Below are 18494 nucleotides of genomic sequence, written 5' to 3' on the forward strand. Positions count from 1 at the left end.
GTGTGCATGATCGCATCTGTGGGGCGCGGGAGGTTTCGAGGGGAACACGATCTGGCATTTGAAGTTTGCTCCTAGGGCAGCGCCTGCTTTGACGAGCTTCGCCAACTCAAGTCTTGCGCCCTTCCGAGAGAAGATTGTCGCCGGTAGTGACGAAGAGCGCGAAAACTTATTGCGCAAGCTTGACTGCGGCGCTGGCGCACCGGCGGAAGTCTGCTGTTCGGGCTTCGTGCTGGCCGTTGCTCGCGCCAACCGTGGCTAAGTTCGCCGTCCCATCCACTCTTCACGCCGTTCAGCATCGAACGCCTGCCGACCCTTCGCGGCCCATAGATCTCGTGCATGCTCGCCTTCAGCGCTCTGCAATTTGTCGGCCGCCTATCCCGCTGGTTGCCTTTGCCAACGAGGCCAAGCCTCTTCAGGGCGATCCGCGCGAGATCAACCGGTTCGACCTTGACGGGCAGCCCGTGCACCGCAACGGCATGAGCCAGAATGAGTTTTACGAAACCGATGTCGATGCCTAGCGTCATCGGTCCAGCACCTTGGGCAGCCCGGTCACGGCCGAAACGAATGAGCCGTTCGCGATCGAGAGCCGCGATGTTGCACTTGCCGAGATGTCTTTGGAGCATAGCGAGGGCTGCGGCCTTGGAGCGGCGAGGGGACTTGCCTATATCGCACATGTCGTCGATATGAAGGTCGATGAGTTCGCCGAAGGTTTTCAGGCGCGCTGTTCGAGACTTTGCCGGTGTCTCACCGCGATCGACTTGGCGCTCGGTTTCGTCGCCCAGCGGCGTGCGTCGTCTCGGCGCAGGAAGGTTTCGCTGACGTAGCGACCTTTGCGACGGACTTGGACACGCCAGGACCCGGACGAGAGCTTTGTGTAGGTGGCCATTTTTTCGTGTGCGCTCCGTGTGCACTGAGAGATCGAAACGTGGCGAAAAAGGGTCGTATTCTGGCGTAAATTGTGTGCACTTGGCACGTTCTAACGATTTGATGTTAAACAAAAAATGCTGCAAAATCAATATCATAGGCTATCTGTGGCCCCGATGATGGACTGGACGGACCGGCATTGCCGGTTCTTCCACCGCCAGCTGACAAGCCATGCGCTGCTTTATACCGAGATGGTGGTGGCCGACGCGGTCATCCATGGCGCGCGCGAGCGGCTGCTCGGCTTCGATGCGGTGGAACATCCGGTCGCGCTGCAGCTCGGCGGCTCGGATCGTGAAAAGCTCGCCGAGGCTGCCCGCATTGGCGAGGCCTTTGGCTATGACGAGATCAACCTCAATGTCGGCTGTCCGTCAGACCGCGTCCAGTCGGGCACGTTCGGTGCCTGCCTGATGAAAGTGCCGGACCTCGTCGCCGGCTGCGTCGCGGCGATGAAAGCGGCGGTGAAGATCCCCGTGACCGTTAAATGCCGCATCGGCGTCGACGAGCAGGATCCGGAGCCGGCCCTGGATGCGCTGACGGATGGGGTTTTCGATGCCGGCGCCGACGCATTGTGGGTGCATGCACGCAAGGCGTGGCTGGAAGGGCTGAGCCCCAAGGAAAACCGTGACATCCCGCCGCTCGACTACAACAGGGTCTATCGGCTGAAGGTCAGAAAACATAACGAATTCATTGGCATCAATGGTGGAATTCAGTCGATTGAAGAGGCGCAGAAGCATCTCGGTCATGTCGATGGCGCGATGCTTGGCCGCGCCGCCTACCACACGCCCGGCATTCTGGCCGGCGTCGATGCCGCTTTCTACGGCGTCCAGTCCGAGCCGTTCGATTTCGCCGCGCTGATCGATGCGATGGCGGACTATGCGGCACGCCATATCGAGCAGGGTGGGCGGCTGGGCCATGTCACCCGCCATATGGTCGGACTGTTCCATGGCCTGCCCGGTGCGCGCCGCTACCGGCAGATCCTGTCCACGGACGCGACAAAACCCGGGGCCGGCCCGGACGTGCTGAAGACGGCTTACGCGGCCGTCGAGTTCGGTGGCGCAGCAGCCGAAGCGGCTTGAGCTTCGGGGATCAATCCCTGAGGATCATGCGGTCGCCGCGCACGTCAAAACCCGACAATGAACCGATGAAGTTCATGCCGAGCAGGCTCTGGCTGAGCATTCCGGGTGCGGCGATCATCACCGACATATCCCTGCGCATGATGCCGCCGATCGCAATCTGATCGGTTTTCACGGCCGCGGCGCGCGCCATGCCGTTGGCGGTCGAAACCGGTATGGTGTAGTTGAGCGCCGCTGGATTGAATCCGGCGGCCTGCGCATCCTGCGACGTCAGCACGGTGCTGGTCGCGCCGGTATCCACCACGGCCCGGACCGGGTTGCCATTGATCAGGATGCGCGCTTCGAAATGGCCGTTGTCCGCCTTGTCGAGCGTCACCGTGGCGTGGCCGTCCTCGACGCCAAGCGCAAGCGGGCTGCCGGGAACAAGGCCCGCGGTCACCCGGCTGGCGACATCCTGCAACTCATAGCGATACTGGTAGCCGGCGATCAGCGCGAGTGCGATCGCCGCCCAGGCGCCGAGATTGCGGGCCATGGCGCCCAGGGGGCGGCCCGAGCGAAGCAGGCCGGCGCCGATAAGGGCGCCAAAGGCACCGAGCCAGATCAGCCGGCTGAAATCGTTGTTCTCGACGCCGAGCGTGCTGCCGGCGGAATCATTGAGCATGAGCAGGACTGCTCCCACCCCGATCGCGGCCATCAAAATCCAGAACAACCGGCTCATCCGCACCTCACGATAGCGCGCCGCGTTCGCGCGCCATACGGGTGCGGCGAGTTTCCCGGCGCGGCCGGCGTTCGACCGTCTCCAGCCGGGCCGGCAATTGCGCCATGACGCTGCGGCGCGTTTCCGTCGTCATCCCGATCCAGGCGCCGATTTCCTCGCGCGTGCGACCGCAACCGAAACAGAAGCCGGTTTTCATGTCGATCGAACAGACCAGGATGCACGGGGATTCGATGGCCGTCATGACTTTCTCTTGGGCTTCCATCCGGAATCCCTTGTTCCACCTCCACATGGTGCAATGGCAAAGCCAATGCAAGCCCTCGCGATTGCGCCCTTCGGGGCCGGCTTTGCGGCAAATGCAGGCCCATCATCCCGGAGGTTGTGCCAACCCCGCAAGGCGGCTATGCCGCTCACCAACTCCAGGGAATGATCGATAACAAGATGACCAGCGCACTGCCTTTCGACGATTTTCGCAACCTGTTGGCCAACCTGCCGGCGGCCGACACGGCAGCCGAGACCCGCGTGCGCACGCTGTTTGCCAAGGCCGACAAACCAGGCAATTCGCTTGGCCGCATCGAGGACATCGCCGCTTGGCTCGCCGGCTGCAGCGGGCGGGCTCCGCCCGCGGTGACAAGACCGCTGATGGCGGTCTTTGCCGGCAATCACGGCGTCACGCGCCACGCCATATCGCCACGGCCGGTGGCGGCGACCGCCAACGCGGTCGAACTTTGCGCCGCGGGAGGTGCCGCGGTCAACCAGATCTGCATTGCCTACGATCTCGGGCTGAAGGTTTTCGATCTTGCCCTGCATATCCCGACCGCCGACATCACCGAAGAGGCCGCGCTGGACGAGCGTGGCTGTGCCGCCACCATGGCCTTCGGCATGGAAGCGATCGCCGGCGGCACCGACCTTTTGTGTCTCGGCGATCTCGGCGTCGGCAACTCGACCGTCGCCGCCGCCCTGTTCGCGGCACTGTTCGGGGGCGGGGGCGCCGATTGGGTCGGCCCGGGGTCGGGCGCCGATGCGGCGATGCAGGCACGCAAAGCCGACGTGGTCGATGCGGCGCTGGCTTTTCATGGCGGCCATCTCGGCGACCCGCTCGAGGCGCTGCGCCGGGTCGGTGGCCGTGAATTCGCGGCGATCGCCGGCGCCATCCTTGCCGCGCGGATGCAGAAGATCCCGGTGCTGCTCGACGGATTGGCGGCGACGGCAGCCGCAGCGGTACTGCATGGCGTCAATCCCACAGCGCTCGAGCATTGCCTTCTGGCCAGCCTGTCGCCGGAACCCGCGCATGCACGCGCCGCCCAACGGCTAGGGCTGCGCCCGTTGCTTGATTTGGATATCAGCCATGGCGAAGGGGCAGGGGCCGCCCTTGCTGCGGGGCTGGTCAAGGCCGCCGCGCTGACCAGTTCGGGCATGGCAGCTGCGGTACGTGGCTAGAGTCTTGCCGGATTACCGTCGTCGAGCCGCCACCGCCGCGGTCGGCAGTGCCGGCAGTTCCTCCATCACCCGGCTGAGCGGGAAGATCGCGATCGCCTCGGTCCCTTCGCGCAGCTTGGAATGAAGTTCGAACTCGCCGCCATGCATGGCGAGCAGCCCTTGCACGATCGGCAGGCCAAGCCCGGTGCCTTGCTCGGCGCTCTTGATGGCAATGGAGCCTTGGCCGAAGGCGGAAAGCACGATCGGGATCTCGTCTTCCGGTATGCCCGGTCCGTTGTCCTTGATTGAAATGTATTGTCCGCCGCCCGCCGTCCAACCAACGCGGACACGGATTTCACCGCCGGTAGCGGTGAATTTTATCGCATTCGACAGAAGGTTGAGCGTGATCTGTCGCACCGCACGCTCATCAGCGAAAAGGCGCGGTAGCTCGTGCTCGAAATCCTGGACGACCCGGATATCCTTGTTGCGCGCCCTCAACTCCATCATGTGACAGCAGTCCTCGACGATACCAAGCAGCATCACCGGTTCTTCATTGAGCTGGTAGCGGCCGGCCTCGATGCGCGAAAGGTCGAGGATCTCGTTGATCAGGTCGAGCAGATGCTGGCCAGATTCGTGCACGTCATGGGCATAGTCGCGATAGGTGGGATTGCTCATCGGCCCCAGCACCTCGTTCGACATCACCTCGGAAAAACCGAGAATGGCGTTGAGCGGCGTGCGCAATTCGTGGCTCATCGAAGCGAGGAACCGCGATTTCGCCAGATTGGCGTCTTCGGCCCGCCGCCGCGCCTCGTCCGACATCGATTTCGCCGTCTCCAGTTCAGCGATCAGCGCATCCTTTTCGGAGCGGAACGACAACATCATCAGGGACGAGTGGTTGAGATGACGGGCCACATAGGCGAAGAACGGCAGAGAAACGACCAGCAGCGCGGCCATGATCGCCTCGACCGGCATCCATAGCTTGGCGCCGGCATAAGCGTAGAGCGCCACGGGAACGGCAAAGGTCGCCAACAGCGCCCCACGCAGAGACGAGGTCATCACCGCGGTCGCCGCCATGGCGAACAACAGCACCACGGCCTTGACGATGTGGAACGGATCGACCTCGCAGACGCTGCAGCCAAGCCACACGAACCATGCCCAGCCGAGACCGCACAGGAAATGGCCGATCAGGAATTCCCGTCCTGCTTGCGAAGGGTTGAGCTCGGAAGCTTCCGTGCGCTCGATGCGCCGCGCCATGAAGGCAACGATAGTGTAGCAGGTCAGGGTGAACAGCGCCCAGAGCCCGATCTCGTTGCCGATTCCGGCCAGCCGGCCGGCCGCCGCGATCGCCAGGACAAGAAGCGGGATGGCGATGGCGCCGCTGGTCATCGCGCGGGCATGGAGCTTCAGCAGTTCACGATCGAAATCGGGATTGCCGGCCTGCTGCGAAAGACGGTCACGCGTCTTGCGCACCGCGCGCGCCACATCGCTGTTGCGATGAGGTTTCCTGCGGTCCACAATGAACTTGTCCGCTGTGTTCGAGCGTTGCAAGGGCATCAAAACTTCAATTTATGCGAGCAGCGGTTTCCAAGTGTTAAGCTACGTTCGAATGATTAACCAACCGTTTGCCATATGAGCCGCTCATGGTCGCCAAGACCGCGCCGGAGATACGTTGCGCGCCCCAGAAGCCTGTGGCGCCGGCTGGTGGATTACGGGCTTGCCGTCATCATCCTCGGACTGCTGATCCTGCTGGCGGCCCGCCTCGACCGGGTGGAGACACGCAAGACGCAAGGCGTGGCAATCATCAACGACGGCGATTCGATCACGCTTGGCACCGAGCGTATCCGCATGCGCGGCATCGATGCTCCGGAATATACGCAGACCTGCCGCAAGAACGGTACTGACTATTCCTGCGGCACGCTTGCGCGCCAGTCGCTCGTTCGCCTGATCGCCGGCAAGCCCGTCTCTTGTACCGGCTGGCAACGTGATCGTTATGGCCGGTTGCTCGGCGACTGCACCGCCGGCGGCAAGGATCTCAACCGCGCGCAGGTCGAGGCGGGCTGGGCGGTTGCGTATGGCGACTTCGAGAGCGAGGAGGCCGTCGCCCGGGCGGGAAAGGCCGGCATCTGGGCGGGAACGTTCGACCAGCCGCAGAATTGGCGAGACAGCCGTCACGGCGAAGTCGTCGAGAAGAAGCACGGCACATTGGCCTCGATCGGCGATGCCGTCCGCGAGATTTTTCGCTTCTGGTGATGCGCGTCCTGAAAGCCGAACCGAGAACGAACAGGAGGATGGAATGAAACTCTTCGACGGTGGCCGAGCGCCCAACCCAAGGCGGGTCCGCGTTTTCCTGGCCGAGAAAGGCATCGAAGTTCCACAGGTGCCCATCGACATGGGGGCGCTGGAACACAGGCAACAGGCGGTCAGCTCGCGCAATCCCTTGCAGCGCCTGCCGGTGCTGGAACTCGACGACGGCACCGTCATCACGGAATCCGTCGCCATCTGCCGTTATTTCGAGGAACTGCATCCCGAACCGGCCCTGTTCGGGCGTGGCGCACTCGGCAAGGCGCAGGTCGAGATGTGGCAGAGGCGGATGGAATTCAATTTGCTCAGCTGCGTCACGCAGGCCTTCCGGCACACCCATCCGGCCATGAAGGAATGGGAAATCCCGCAGGTCTCCGAATGGGGCGAGGCCAACAAGCCGAAGGCCGTGGCGTTCCTCAGGCTGCTGGATGGAGAACTGGGCAGCCGGGAGTTCATCGCCGGTGACAGCTATTCGATCGCCGACATCACCGGCCTGATCGCTGTGGACTTCATGAAGCCGGCACGCATCAAGGTGCCGTATGATTGCGCGAATGTGTTGCGCTGGCATCAGGCCGTCTCCAGCCGGCCGAGCGCATCAGCCTGAGAATGACTGCCGAACTCGAAAACCTCGTCGCCAAGGTCCGCGCCTGTCGCATCTGCGTGGAAAATCCGGCCGGTAAGCCGTTGCCGCATGAGCCACGACCTGTGCTGCGCCCATCGTCCAGCGCCCGTATCCTGATCGCCAGCCAGGCGCCGGGGACCAAGGTGCATCTGTCGGGCATGCCGTTCACCGACGCCTCCGGCGATCGCTTGCGCAGTTGGCTTGGCGTGACGAGCGACGAATTCTACGACATCGAAAAATTCGCCATCGTGCCGATGGGTTTCTGCTTTCCCGGCCAGGATGCCAAGGGGGGAGACCTGCCGCCGAGGCGCGAATGCGCGGCGGCCTGGCGCGCGCCCTTGATGGCCTCGATGCCACGGATCGATCTGGTGCTGACAATCGGCATCTATGCGCAGTCCTGGCATATGGGTGCGGCGCGCCGGCCCTCCCTGACGGAAACGGTCATGGATTGGCGCTCCATCTGGGAGAATTCCGTCGGTCCGAAAGTGTTGCCGCTGCCGCATCCCTCGTGGCGCAACACCGGCTGGCTGAAGAAGAATCCATGGTTTGAAATGGATTTGCTGCCTTTTCTGCGTTCGGAAATCCGCTATCGCCTCGGCTGACCTTTCAGCAAGAAATCACTCGCTTTTTGCCCGATCAGCAGAATTCCTTTCTTGTGAAAGGCCTGGATAAGGCAGAGTATAGGCATTCTATTCCTTTGGGAGCACGATATGGATCGCCTCGATAGAAAAATCCTCCGCCTTTTGCAGGAGGACGCGACACTCGCGGTCGCCGACGTCGCCAAGAAAGTCGGGCTGTCGACAACACCTTGCTGGCGGCGCATCCAGAAGCTCGAGGAGGAGGGCGTCATCAAGCGGCGCGTTGCCATTCTCGACCATGAAAAGGTCAATGTGCGCGTCACCGTCTTCGTGTCGATCCGCACCAATTCGCACAGCCATGAATGGCTGCGGCGTTTCTCGGAAGTCATCCAGGAGTTTCCCGAGGTGGTCGAGTTCTACCGCATGAGCGGCGACGTCGACTATCTCCTGCGTGTCGTGGTGCCCGACATCGCCGCCTACGACGCCTTCTACAAGCGTCTGATCGCCAAGATCGAAATCCGTGACGTGTCGTCTTCCTTCGCCATGGAGCAGATCAAGTACACGACCGAAATCCCGCTCGACTACATGGTGCTGGACAAGGAATCGGGTGCCAACGCCGCCTGAGCTGCAGCAGGTTGTCCTGCTTAGTTCTTCTTTTTGTTGAGGAAACTCCAGGGAGAATTGACCGGCAGGGTGACGGTGTCCGGCACGCTGCCGACAGCGACCACATCTGCCTTGCGGACGCTGTAGCCAGACTGGATGACGCTGACGCCGTCGAGGATGAACAGCTGGCTCTTCTCCATGTCCGGCTTCAGCGCGCCGGTGACCGCGACAGGCTGATACGCCTCGGACATCTTGTAGGGACGAGCCGGCGTGACCAAGACAATCTGGTTGGGCGGGGGCGTCGGCATGTGGCTGCACGCACCCGTCCAGGGCACCAGCAGGAACTGATAGACAAGATCGCCATCGCGATCGACCGGCAATGCATAGCCGGCTAGCTGAATGCTTTTGTCCTGCAGGTTGAGGGACAGCGTCTCGCCGTGGTCGGGCAATTTTGCCGCGATCATCGGCAGCCCGACGTTTTCGGCGGCGGATTGCGTAGCCGGACGCAGATCCTTCCAGAATATGTGCGCGGTCTCGGCCGAGGCATCTGTGGCCGCGGACACAAACAATGCCGCTGCGAGCATTATGGTTGATTTCAGAGGATTGCTCATTGGCCCGCGTCCCTTTGAAGCTCAAGTAAAGACGCCGCTGTCAGCGACGTCAACGCTCCCGCCATCACATGTCGGCAGCCGCATCACATGTCGGCGAGATCCAGACATGCCGGAAAGCGGGTTTCCGCGCCGTCAGCCTTTCCTTGCGGCGATCCGCGCCAGCGTCTTGGCATTGGACAGCTCCCTTACCGCGTCCTTGCCGATCCAGCGCGCCGTCCTGTCGGTCGACTGCGCCAGCCGTTCGGCGACAGCCAGGGCAGCGCCGTGCATGTCCATCGATCGTTTGCCGATCGACCGAAGCGCCCAGTTCACGGCCTTCTTCACGAAATTGCGGCTGTCGTTCGCATGCGTTTCGATGATCGGCAGGAAGGAGAGGAAGGTCGCCCCTGGCTCCTTCTTCCGGTGGACGACGGACCAGGCCATCATGGCGAAGGCCGTGCGCCGAACGAACTCCCGCTCATCGGCCGCAAACTCGGCGATCAGTTCTTTCCAGGCGTCCGTATCGACAAAGAGATCCGAGACGCCGTCGACGATGTCCCAGGAGTCGAAACTAGCCGCCCATCGTCTTGCATCTTCAGCAGAAAACCGTTTCGAGTCAGCCGTGACGGAGGCGATGAACTGCGCCTCCATGATGCCGGTGTCCCATAGCTCGAAGGCGCGCTCGTGGTTGCGTTTGATCTTCCTGGCGATCTGCCGCTGCATGCCGTGCGTGATACCAAGTGCACGGTCGATCTTGATGCCGTAGCGCAACATGCCGAGGCGGTTCTCCTCCGATCCGATAGCGCGCAGATGGGCGACGATTTCTGCAGCACTGGATTGAGGCGAGAGCTCTGGCACCGCGGAACCTATTTTTCGAGACGGGCGAGCAGCGAGGACGTGTCCCAGCGCTTGCCGCCCATCGCCTGCACATCCTTGTAGAACTGGTCGACGAGTGCGGTGACCGGCAGTCTGGCGCCATTGCGGTCGGCCTCGGCCAGGCAGATGCCGAGATCCTTGCGCATCCAGTCGACGGCGAAGCCGAAATCATATTTGCCGGCGTTCATCGTCTTGTGGCGGTTCTCCATCTGCCAGGAGCCGGCGGCACCCTTGGAAATCACCTCTATCACCTTCTCGATGTCGAGCCCGGCCTTCTTGCCGAAATGGATGCCTTCGGCCAGGCCCTGGACGAGGCCGGCTATGGTGATCTGGTTGATCATCTTGGTGAGCTGGCCGGCACCGGCCGACCCCATCAAGCCGACCATGCGGGCAAAAGCGTCGATGACAGGCTTCGCTCTGTCGAAAGCGTCCTGCTCGCCGCCGACCATGACGGTCAGCACGCCGTTCTCGGCGCCGGCCTGGCCGCCCGAGACAGGCGCGTCGAGAAACGAAAAACCACCGACTTGCGCCGCCGCCGCCAACTCGCGAGCGACCTCGGCCGAGGCCGTGGTGTTGTCGATGAAGACCGAACCCTTCTTCATCGATTTGAAGGCGCCTTCCGGACCGGTCGTCACCGAACGCAAATCGTCGTCATTGCCGACACAGGAGAAGACAAAATCCTTGCCTTCGGCGGCCTGTGCTGGCGTCGCCGCAAGGCTACCGCCATGCTGGCCAACCCATTGCTCGGCCTTGGCCTTGGTGCGGTTGTAGACGGTGACGTCATGGCCGCCCTTGTTCTTCAAGTGCCCGGCCATCGGATAGCCCATCACGCCAAGACCGAGAAATGCAACAGATGCCATGAGCTTGCCCTTCAGAAACGGAATTTGCTGCGAGACGTCTAGGCTCTGCGCGCAATTCGTCAAGATGCGCAGGGCAGGATCGACTGGTGCAGCTGAATTTGAAAATAGTCAGCGTTTCAGGTGAACGGTGATCCGGCGCTCGATCCATTCGACGCCATGACGCAATATCTCGACCATCACCAGATAGACGAGCGCGACCCAGATATAGGCCTGGATGTCGAACGAGTTGGCGAAGGCGAGCTTGGCATTGCCCATCAGATCATAGACCGTGATGATGGCGACGATGGCGGAAGCCTTGACCATCAGGATCAGTTCGTTGCCATAGGGCCGCAAGGCGACGATCAAGGCTTGCGGCAGGATGATCTTGCGCAAGGTTTGCAGTTTGTGCAGGCCAAGCGATGCCGCCCCTTCCCATTGCCCTCTTGGCACGCTCTCGATGGCGCCGCGCAGGATTTCGGCCTGGTAGGCGGCGGTGTTGAGCGCAAACGCAAAGACGCCGCAATTGAACGCGTCCTTGAAAAAGTCCCAGAGGCCGATCGACTGGAGCTCGACCCTGAACGAGCCCAATCCGTAATAGACGAGATAGGTCTGGACCAGCAGCGGCGTGCCGCGGAAAAAATAGACGTAGCAATAGGCGAGGCCGGACAGGATCCGGTTCTTGGACATGCGCCCATAAGCGACGGGCACCGACAGAATCGCGCCGAGCACCATCGATATGGAAACCAGCGCGAGCGTAACCCCAAGCCCGCTCAAATAGGCGGGCGCATATTTGGCGAAGAACTCAGGGTTCCAGGCAAGAACCAGATAGCTGACGATGCCAATGCCGAACAAAATCCACAGGCAGACCAGCGCGTAACCGGCGATACGCCTGCGCGGCCAGCCGCGAGCCCGTGGCGGCGGACGTTCGACCATTGCGGCCGTGGCGCTCAACGCTGCGCCTCCTGCCGGCCAAGCGAGCGCAGAATAGCGCTGGTGGCGAAGGACGACAGGACGGCCAGGCCAAGAAAGACCAGCGAGGCGACACCGAAGAACAGGAAAGCATGCTTGGTGACGCGGGCGGCAATGCTAGCGTTACGCAGCGTCTCGGCCAGGCCGACGACCGACACCAGCGATGTGTCCTTGAGCAGGCTGAGCCAGCAGTTCTCCAGGCCGGGGAACGCGATGCGCAGCAGCTGCGGCACGATCACCTTGCGCATGGTCAGCCAGTTCGAAAGACCAATGGCATAGCCGCCTTCATACTGGCCTTTGGGAATGGCGCGGAAGGCGGAAAGAAAAACCTCGCTGGCATAGGACGAGAAGATCAGCGCAAGCACGATCATGCCGGCGACGAAGCTGTTGACGTCGATGGTGGTGTCCGGCCGGAAATACCTGACGAGATGCTGCAGCAGGATCGGCATGCCGAAGAAGAACAGGAAAAGCGTCACCAACTCCGGCAGGCCGCGAAAGACCGTGGTGTAGATGTTGGCGGCAAGGCGCAGCGAGGGTTCTTCGGACTGCTTGGCGAGGGCAATGAAAAAGCCGATCGTCAATCCGATGGGCAGCGTGGCAAGCGCAAGCGCAATGGTGATCAGTGCGCCATAGGCAATATCGTCAAGCCAGCCTTCGGGTCCCCAACTGAGAAGTGTCCATATGCTCTGGGCTGGCATTGGCCGGTCTTATCTCCACGGCATTCCTGAGACGAATAGAAAGACGGCGGGGAAATTCCCCGCCGTCTTGACCTTTATCAGGACTCGGCGCCATAGACGTCGAACTTGAAGTACTTGTCGTTGATTTCCTTGTATTTTCCATTGGCGCGAATGGCGTCGATGGCCGAGTTGAGCTTGTTGACCAGGTCGGTTTCGCCCTTGCGCACGGCAATGCCGGCGCCAGGCCCGAAGATCTCGACCGGCTGCGGCGACGGCTGGCCGAGGATCTTGCAGCAGGCGCCATCAGGCGAATCCAGAAACTGCTGCAGCACGACGATATCGTCCTCGATGGCGTCGAGACGGCCATTGGCAAGATCTGCCTGCTCCTCGGGGCTGCTCGGATAGCCCTTCACGGTGCTGTCAGTGTAGGTCTTCGAGGCATAGTTGAAATGCGTCGTGGTGGTGGCGACGCCGATGGTCTTGCCGGCGAGATCTTCCTTGGTCACGCCTTTCAGCGTACTGTCCTTCGGCACGGCGAGCGCCGACGGCGTGTTGTAGTATTTGTGCGAAAAATCGACCTTTTCCATCCGCTCCGGCGTGATCGACATCGAGGCGACGATGGCGTCGAACTTGCCGGCCTGAAGGGCGGGAATGATGCCGTCCCAATCCTGCGCGACGAAGGTGCACTTTACCTTCATCTCATCACAAAGCGCCTTGGCGATGTCGATGTCGAAGCCTACGAGTTGGCCATCGGCGGTAAGGTTGTTGAAGGGCGGGTAGGCGCCTTCGGTGCCGATCCTTAGGGTCTTTTCCTGGGCCTGGGCGACGCCGAGCGTCAGCAGCGCGGCCGATGCGGCAAGCGCGATACGCAGTGAAATACGCATGATGGTCCTCTCTTTATGGTCCCGGCCGTCGTTCCGAACGGCTCTGTGGGGCGGTGCTTTTGACCGCCCGCTGGCGCGATACTCCCACTCTTTCCAAGAAAAAAGCAACTGCAAAACCGTAAAAATGGGCAAGGCTATTCTGCCGTTGCGTCAGCGCTCAAGCAACGAGCCCGGTGGTGCGCTCGATGAAGTCGGCTATCGATTTTGCATCGTCGAGATCGAATACCGGCAGCTGCTCGCCTTCAATCGCAAAATCGGCTGCGACAGCGACGATGTTGGGATCCTCCGCCGAAAGCGGCGTGCGGTCCTTCGCATCCAGCCGGCGGGTTTCGATCTTGTCGTGGGCTTCGCGCTTGTAGCCCTCGACCAGCACCAGGTCGCAAGGGGCAAGCCGCGACAGGACAGTCTCCAATGTCGGCTCATCCTCGCCGCGCAACTCGTGCATCAGTGCCCAGCGAACGCCGGAGACGATCGCGACTTCGGTGGCGCCGGCCTGCCGGTGGCGAAAACTGTCGGCACCCGGTTTGTCGATGTCGAAATCATGATGGGCGTGTTTCACCGTCGACACCTTCCAGCCGCGCCGGACAAGTTCGGTGACCAGCCTTTCGGTCAAAGTCGTCTTGCCGGAATTCTTCCAGCCGGTGATGCCGAAGACGCGTCTGTTCATGGCTTGATGCTCTGCAACAGACGCTCGGCAGACACAAGATCGTCCGGTTCGTTGATGTTGAAGAAAGGGTCGATCCCCGCCGATTGCAGAACCGGGAATTCCACCTCGACAAAACCGTGCCGGTCGATGAAAGCCGAAACCCGCCTGATATCCTCGTCGACCAGAAAGTGCCGCAAGGCATCGCGGCAGCCGAGCGGCCAGAGCGCGAAGGTCGGGTGCCGCTTGCCGGCCGAGCAGGCTACGGCAATCGAACTGGGACTTCGATCGGCGGCCGCTGCCAGGCGCTCGACAAGGTTCAACGGCAGGAAAGGCGTGTCGCCGGCAGCACTGACGATCGCTTTGCAAGACGTATTGGCCGCGGCCCATTCGAGGCCGGTCAGGATTCCGGCGAGCGGCCCGGCAAAGCCGGGCACGCTGTCGGCAAGCACCGGCAGTCCAAAGCGCAGGAATCGCGCAGAGGCGCCATTGGCGCTGAGCGCCAGCGATTCTATTTGCGGGGTGAAGCGCGACACGACCTGGTCAAGCAGGCAGCCATCGCCAAGCGGCAACAGGCTCTTGTCGCCGCCGCCCATCCGTCTCGACTGGCCACCGGCCAGGATGATCCCCGCAATGTCTCGCTTCATGCCACGAAGCCTGTACGCCAGCCGTCGGAAATCACAAGAACCTTCAATGATCTGGCTAGATTCCGTCAGGCACCATGGTCGGCCCCGTGCTTTCGGCGACGATCTTTCGCCGGCCGACCACACGCTCGCGATAGAGCGCATAAAGGCCGGAGCCGATGATGATGGTGGCGCCGACGATCATCGGCGGATCGGGGATATCGGCAAAGATGAACAGGCCAAGCAGGATCGACCAGATCAGGGCCGTATAGCGGAACGGCGCGATGAAGGAGATGTCGCCCGCCCGCATCGCCATGATGATGAACTGGTAGCCGATCACCACCAGCACCGCGGCCAAGGCCAGCAGGGCTGTGCTGTCCCTCGTCATCGGCGTCCAGCCGCCCATTGCCGGCAACAGCGCCGCACCGACGATGGTCATGGCAAGCGCGGTTGCCGTCGACACCAGCAATGTCGGAATGGCCTTGGGAATTCGCTTGGTGGCGAGATCGCGCACCGCACAACAGGCGACACTGGCCAGCGCTGCCAGCGAGTACATGCTGAACCCTTCGAAGCCAGGCCGCACGATAATCAGCACGCCGGCAAATCCGATGGCGATGGCCAGCCAGCGCCGCCAGCCGACAGCCTCGCCAAAGACGAGTGCGGCCCCCATCGTCACCGCCAGTGGCAGCGCCTGCAGCACCGCCGAAACATTGGCGATCGGCAAATGGGCGAGGGCGACGAGAAAACTCACCGTGGCACCGGCCTCGCTGATCACGCGCAGGGCCACCAGAGGCTGCAGCATCGAACCCGGGCGGGCGAGCGCGCCGCGCTGCCAGGCGAGCAAGCCGACGAAAAGCGAAGCGAAAGCCCCACGGATCAACATGACCTGCGCCATGTTCATCGATTGTGACGAGTATTTGGTGATGGCATCGTTGAGGCAGAAGCCGGCCATCGCCACCATCATGAACAACGCGCCGCGAATATTTGGTGACAGGGGCAAGACGGCTACCGGTTCTGCTAATGCATGTCGCCCAAAAGTGACCTCGGTTTTGGGGAAACGACACGCATAAGAAACAAAGACCTAAAGCGCGTCGCCTGAATCCGTTCAAACGCGACGCGCTTTAGGCAGCAAGCCTGTAACAGCCGGGCGTGAAACAGCAACAGCAAAGGGCTGGGCCACAGCCTTGTTTGTGGCTCAGAAGATCACCTGCAATGGCGGCAGAACTTACTTCTTCGGCGTCAGCACCTCGGTGCCATTGCCTTCCTTGCCGGCGATGGTCCACAGACCATGCAGCGAGCCGTCGTCCGTCATCTTGTAGACGACGAGGCCGATATCCTTGCCCATGACATAGCCGGCCGAGAAGGCATCATCGTTGCGCATGCAGATGCCGTCGGAAGATGAGCCGCCGGTTTCCCAATGGATCGCGCACGTCGTCCCGCTGGTCAGCGTGATGGTTGCCTCGCCGCCATAGGCAGAGCCGTCGAAGTTGGTGCCGGCGACCGTATAAGTGCCGCCGATCGACTGGGCCGCAGCGGGCACGGCCGCGAGACCAAGCAAGGCTAGAGAAAGAACGAGTTTGCGCATGGAGTATTCCCCCTGTGAGCGAAGATCCGCTTCCAGGGAAAGGGTAGGTTGGAACAGACTGGCCGTAAATCCGGCTGTGGTTCGCGAACAAGACTTTTTCTGGGGTGTGGTCCGAAACTTTCACGACCCCTTGAGACTGCCGGCAATGGCGCCGACCAGCGGGTCGTATTTCGACTTCAGGGCCGGAGGGTAGTCGACCCAGACCGTGCGGATGATACCGTCTCTCCCAAACAGACGTCGCTCGTAAAACATCTTTCCATCCTTAACGCCCGACAGCACCGCCCAATCGCTGCCGGCCTTGCCATAGGTCACCTTGTAGCCGGCTTCATCGCTGGCCTTCTCGGCCGCCACAAAGCCCTTCGGCGTATCGTTGTCTATGTTGAGGATGCCGGAGCAGATCAGGCTGGCGCCATCGGCGCTCAGCCATTGCTGTCCGTCGCCATTATCGGGCTCCGGCTGGCGATCGGTGAAGATCTCGTCGGGAAAGGTGCAGACGGTGCCGAAGCGCTCGTTCACATAAGTGAACGGCGCGGCGACCGCACTGCTTGCTGCCATTGTCGCAATCGCCAGGAATGAAGAGTGCAGCCGCATGCTCGCCTCGAGTCATGATCCGAAGCAATCTTGCATGAATTTCACGAAAAGATCAGCCGCCGGTGACGCTCATATGGCGTGACACCGATGGGCGGCTGGTGCGGCGGTCGATGATGAAGTCGTGGCCCTTGGGCTTGCGGCCGATGGCTTCGTCTATTGCATCGGCGACCAGCTCGTTGCCTTCGGAGGCGCGCAAGGGCGCGCGCAGGTCGGCGGCATCTTCCTGGCCCAGGCACATATAGAGGGTGCCGGTGCAGGTCAGCCGGACGCGGTTGCAGCTTTCGCAGAAATTATGCGTCATCGGCGTGATGAAGCCGAGCCGTCCGCCAGTCTCGGCGACCTGGACATAGCGGGCCGGGCCGCCGGTCTTGAAGGGAATGTCGGTCAGCGTGAACTGGCGTTCCAGCGACGCGCGCAGCAGCGACAGCGGCAGATACTGGTCGGTGCGGTCGGCATCGATCTCGCCCATCGGCATGGTTTCGATGACCGTCAAGTCCATGCCGCGGCCATGCGCCCAGCGCATCATCTCGGGCAGCTCGGCGTCGTTGAAATCCTTCAATGCCACCGCGTTGAGCTTGACCTTCAGCCCCGCGGCCTGCGCGGCATCGATGCCTTGCATGACCTTGTCGAGATGGCCCCAGCGGGTGATCTTGTGGAACTTGTCGGCATCGAGCGTATCGAGCGACACGTTGATGCGCTTGACGCCGCAATCGGCGAGTTCGGCGGCAAAGCGCGACAGCTGCGAGCCGTTGGTGGTCAGCGTCAGCTCTTCCAGCGCGCCGCTGGCGAGATGCCGCGAGAGCTGGCGCACCAGATGCATGATGTTCTTGCGCACCAGCGGCTCACCGCCGGTCAGGCGCAATCGCCTGACGCCCTTTTCGATGAAAACCGTGCACAGCCGGTCGAGCTCTTCCAGCGACAGCAGGTCCTTCTTCGGCAGGAAGGCCATGTCCTCGGCCATGCAATAGGTGCAGCGGAAATCGCAGCGGTCGGTGACCGACACGCGGAGATAGCTGATCGTGCGGCCGAAAGGATCAATCATGTCCATGCTTCAAGCGCTTCCTGTGGCCGTGAACGGCTTCGTTATATACCGCTATGTGATACGATCCGGCCTGCCATTCAAGATAGCGCCTCTCGATCTTTGGTAACATCTCTGCGCCGACATCGCATGTCGGTCGGTCTCATCAGGCCTTTTCCCGTTTGGCGAAGCGGCGTAGGGAAGGGCGGATGAGACGGGATCGAACAGCATGACCGCACCGAAAGAGCTCAGGGTCTCCAAGGACCGCAAACTTCTGTCCGTCACCTTTCCCGACCACCATCCATTCGAATTACCGGCGGAACTGCTGCGCGTCGCCTCGCCATCGGCCGAGGTGCAGGGCCATTCGCCGGATCAGCGGGTGACGGTCCCCGGCAAGCGCAATGTGGCAATCCTCAAGATAGAGCCGGTCGGCAACTACGCCGTGCGCATCACCTTCGACGATTTCCACGACACCGGCATCTTCACCTGGAATTACCTGCATACGCTCGGCCACGAGAAGGATGCGCGCTGGGAAGCCTATCTCGCGGAGCTTGCGGAAAAGGGCCTGAGCCGGGACCGCTAAAATTGATTCCCCTCGCTGTCGTCAAAACGTCATCGAGATGGCGTAGCGCCGGCAAAGGTTTGGAGGCGAAAACATGTCCGTCATCACCACGGTCGAGCAGCTCGAGGCGCTTTATGGCGTTCCAGGCGAGGCCTCGCTGGTCAAGGAACTCGACCACGTCATTCCCGAATATGCCGCCTTCATCGAAGCCTCGCCGTTCGTCGCGCTGGCCACCAGTGGCCCGGAGGGACTGGACTGTTCGCCGCGCGGCGATCTCGCCGGCTTCGTGCGCATCCACGATCCGAAAACCCTGATGATGCCGGACCGTCGCGGCAACAACCGCGCCGATTCGCTTAAAAACATTATCCGCGACCCACGTGTTGGGCTGCTGTTCCTGGTACC

General features: G+C 61.8%; 24 protein-coding genes and 2 pseudogenes. 10 read left to right on the top strand and 16 right to left on the bottom strand.

All coding sequences use genetic code 11. The features are described from left to right. Positions 1-178, top strand: a pseudogene (locus tag EN906_RS38075) (DUF932 domain-containing protein); the annotation flags it as partial. A 77-nt stretch (positions 179-255) separates the two neighbouring features. On the opposite strand, the pseudogene EN906_RS38080 reads toward EN906_RS38075, so the two are convergent. Continuing rightward, positions 256-369: pseudogene (locus tag EN906_RS38080) on the bottom strand (conjugal transfer protein TraD); the annotation flags it as partial. 167 nt (positions 370-536) lie between these two features. Between EN906_RS38080 and EN906_RS38085 the strand changes: the two are divergent. Then, positions 537-824: a hypothetical protein gene (locus EN906_RS38085; RefSeq protein ID WP_164775891.1), complete on the top strand. Its 288-nt coding sequence runs from the start codon at positions 537-539 to the stop codon at positions 822-824. Positions 825-1001: 177 nt separating this feature from the next. After that, a complete protein-coding gene (gene dusA, locus EN906_RS04120; protein WP_127270818.1) occupies positions 1002-2000 on the top strand; it encodes a tRNA dihydrouridine(20/20a) synthase DusA in 999 nt (332 codons plus the stop codon). Positions 2001-2010: 10 nt separating this feature from the next. On the opposite strand, the gene EN906_RS04125 is transcribed toward dusA, so the two are convergent. Together EN906_RS04125 and EN906_RS04130 are read right to left on the bottom strand one after the other, a co-directional pair. After that, positions 2011-2715: a TIGR02281 family clan AA aspartic protease gene (locus EN906_RS04125; RefSeq protein ID WP_127270820.1), complete on the bottom strand. Its 705-nt coding sequence runs from the start codon at positions 2713-2715 to the stop codon at positions 2011-2013. A 7-nt stretch (positions 2716-2722) separates the two neighbouring features. After that, positions 2723-2956 carry a DUF1289 domain-containing protein gene (locus EN906_RS04130; protein ID WP_164748880.1) on the bottom strand — a complete coding sequence of 78 codons (234 nt, stop codon included), beginning with the start codon at positions 2954-2956 and terminating at the stop codon, positions 2723-2725. A gap of 197 nt (positions 2957-3153) precedes the next feature. Here EN906_RS04130 and EN906_RS04135 point away from each other — a divergent pair, with 197 nt between their 5' ends. Beyond that, positions 3154-4152 carry a nicotinate-nucleotide--dimethylbenzimidazole phosphoribosyltransferase gene (locus EN906_RS04135; RefSeq protein WP_127270824.1) on the top strand — a complete coding sequence of 333 codons (999 nt, stop codon included), beginning with the start codon at positions 3154-3156 and terminating at the stop codon, positions 4150-4152. Between the two features lie 12 nt (positions 4153-4164). Here the strand turns inward: EN906_RS04135 and EN906_RS04140 are convergent, their stop codons facing one another. Continuing rightward, entirely contained in the window at positions 4165-5685 is a 1521-nt protein-coding gene (locus tag EN906_RS04140; RefSeq protein ID WP_127270826.1) for a HAMP domain-containing sensor histidine kinase, read from the bottom strand. Between the two features lie 75 nt (positions 5686-5760). Between EN906_RS04140 and EN906_RS04145 the strand changes: the two genes are divergently transcribed. From EN906_RS04145 to EN906_RS04160, 4 genes are all read left to right on the top strand, one after another. After that, positions 5761-6381, top strand: coding sequence for a thermonuclease family protein (locus tag EN906_RS04145; protein WP_127270829.1), 621 nt, complete (start codon positions 5761-5763; stop codon positions 6379-6381). A gap of 43 nt (positions 6382-6424) precedes the next feature. Beyond that, complete coding sequence (locus EN906_RS04150) at positions 6425-7036, top strand: glutathione S-transferase (RefSeq protein ID WP_127270831.1); 612 nt, start codon at positions 6425-6427, stop codon at positions 7034-7036. Further along, on the top strand, positions 6976-7656 hold the full coding sequence (locus EN906_RS04155) for a uracil-DNA glycosylase family protein (RefSeq protein WP_127270833.1): 681 nt from the start codon (positions 6976-6978) through the stop codon (positions 7654-7656). Before EN906_RS04150 ends, EN906_RS04155 begins: the two co-directional genes overlap by 61 nt. Before the next feature lie 108 nt (positions 7657-7764). Further along, on the top strand, positions 7765-8256 hold the full coding sequence (locus EN906_RS04160) for an Lrp/AsnC family transcriptional regulator (RefSeq protein ID WP_006205209.1): 492 nt from the start codon (positions 7765-7767) through the stop codon (positions 8254-8256). A 20-nt stretch (positions 8257-8276) separates the two neighbouring features. Here the strand turns inward: EN906_RS04160 and EN906_RS04165 are convergent, their stop codons facing one another. The 12 genes from EN906_RS04165 to moaA form a co-directional block, all read right to left on the bottom strand. After that, positions 8277-8846: a DUF3299 domain-containing protein gene (locus tag EN906_RS04165; protein WP_127270836.1), complete on the bottom strand. Its 570-nt coding sequence runs from the start codon at positions 8844-8846 to the stop codon at positions 8277-8279. Between the two features lie 132 nt (positions 8847-8978). After that, a complete protein-coding gene (locus tag EN906_RS04170; RefSeq protein WP_127270838.1) occupies positions 8979-9683 on the bottom strand; it encodes a DNA alkylation repair protein in 705 nt (234 codons plus the stop codon). An 8-nt stretch (positions 9684-9691) separates the two neighbouring features. Beyond that, positions 9692-10561, bottom strand: a complete 870-nt coding sequence (locus EN906_RS04175; RefSeq protein WP_127270841.1) for an NAD(P)-dependent oxidoreductase — start codon at positions 10559-10561, stop codon at positions 9692-9694. A 108-nt stretch (positions 10562-10669) separates the two neighbouring features. Further along, entirely contained in the window at positions 10670-11491 is an 822-nt protein-coding gene (locus EN906_RS04180; protein ID WP_127270843.1) for an ABC transporter permease, read from the bottom strand. Further along, a complete protein-coding gene (locus EN906_RS04185; protein WP_127270845.1) occupies positions 11488-12207 on the bottom strand; it encodes an ABC transporter permease in 720 nt (239 codons plus the stop codon). Before EN906_RS04185 ends, EN906_RS04180 begins: the two co-directional genes overlap by 4 nt. A gap of 77 nt (positions 12208-12284) precedes the next feature. Further along, complete coding sequence (locus EN906_RS04190) at positions 12285-13070, bottom strand: ABC transporter substrate-binding protein (RefSeq protein WP_027036615.1); 786 nt, start codon at positions 13068-13070, stop codon at positions 12285-12287. Positions 13071-13227: 157 nt separating this feature from the next. Continuing rightward, positions 13228-13737 carry a molybdopterin-guanine dinucleotide biosynthesis protein B gene (gene mobB / locus EN906_RS04195; protein WP_127269775.1) on the bottom strand — a complete coding sequence of 170 codons (510 nt, stop codon included), beginning with the start codon at positions 13735-13737 and terminating at the stop codon, positions 13228-13230. Further along, positions 13734-14360, bottom strand: coding sequence for a molybdenum cofactor guanylyltransferase MobA (gene mobA / locus EN906_RS04200; protein WP_127269774.1), 627 nt, complete (start codon positions 14358-14360; stop codon positions 13734-13736). Before mobA ends, mobB begins: the two co-directional genes overlap by 4 nt. A 55-nt stretch (positions 14361-14415) precedes the next feature. Continuing rightward, the gene (locus tag EN906_RS04205) at positions 14416-15336 is read right to left on the bottom strand and encodes a DMT family transporter (protein WP_127269772.1); all 921 of its coding nucleotides are present in this window, start codon (positions 15334-15336) and stop codon (positions 14416-14418) included. Between the two features lie 225 nt (positions 15337-15561). Next, positions 15562-15921, bottom strand: a complete 360-nt coding sequence (locus tag EN906_RS04210; protein ID WP_127269771.1) for a hypothetical protein — start codon at positions 15919-15921, stop codon at positions 15562-15564. 120 nt (positions 15922-16041) lie between these two features. Then, positions 16042-16476: a hypothetical protein gene (locus EN906_RS04215; protein WP_236383069.1), complete on the bottom strand. Its 435-nt coding sequence runs from the start codon at positions 16474-16476 to the stop codon at positions 16042-16044. 88 nt (positions 16477-16564) lie between these two features. Continuing rightward, positions 16565-17560, bottom strand: coding sequence for a GTP 3',8-cyclase MoaA (gene moaA, locus EN906_RS04220; protein WP_127270849.1), 996 nt, complete (start codon positions 17558-17560; stop codon positions 16565-16567). A 199-nt stretch (positions 17561-17759) separates the two neighbouring features. Here moaA and EN906_RS04225 point away from each other — a divergent pair, with 199 nt between their 5' ends. Next, positions 17760-18113, top strand: a complete 354-nt coding sequence (locus EN906_RS04225) for a DUF971 domain-containing protein (RefSeq protein WP_013531698.1) — start codon at positions 17760-17762, stop codon at positions 18111-18113. A 73-nt stretch (positions 18114-18186) separates the two neighbouring features. Continuing rightward, positions 18187-18494 (top strand): pyridoxamine 5'-phosphate oxidase family protein (locus tag EN906_RS04230; RefSeq protein WP_206529069.1); only part of this gene is annotated, 308 nt, incomplete at its 3' end.

The sequence above is a fragment of the Mesorhizobium sp. M7A.F.Ca.CA.004.06.1.1 genome, from assembly GCF_003999135.1.
Lineage (GTDB): Bacteria > Pseudomonadota > Alphaproteobacteria > Rhizobiales > Rhizobiaceae > Mesorhizobium.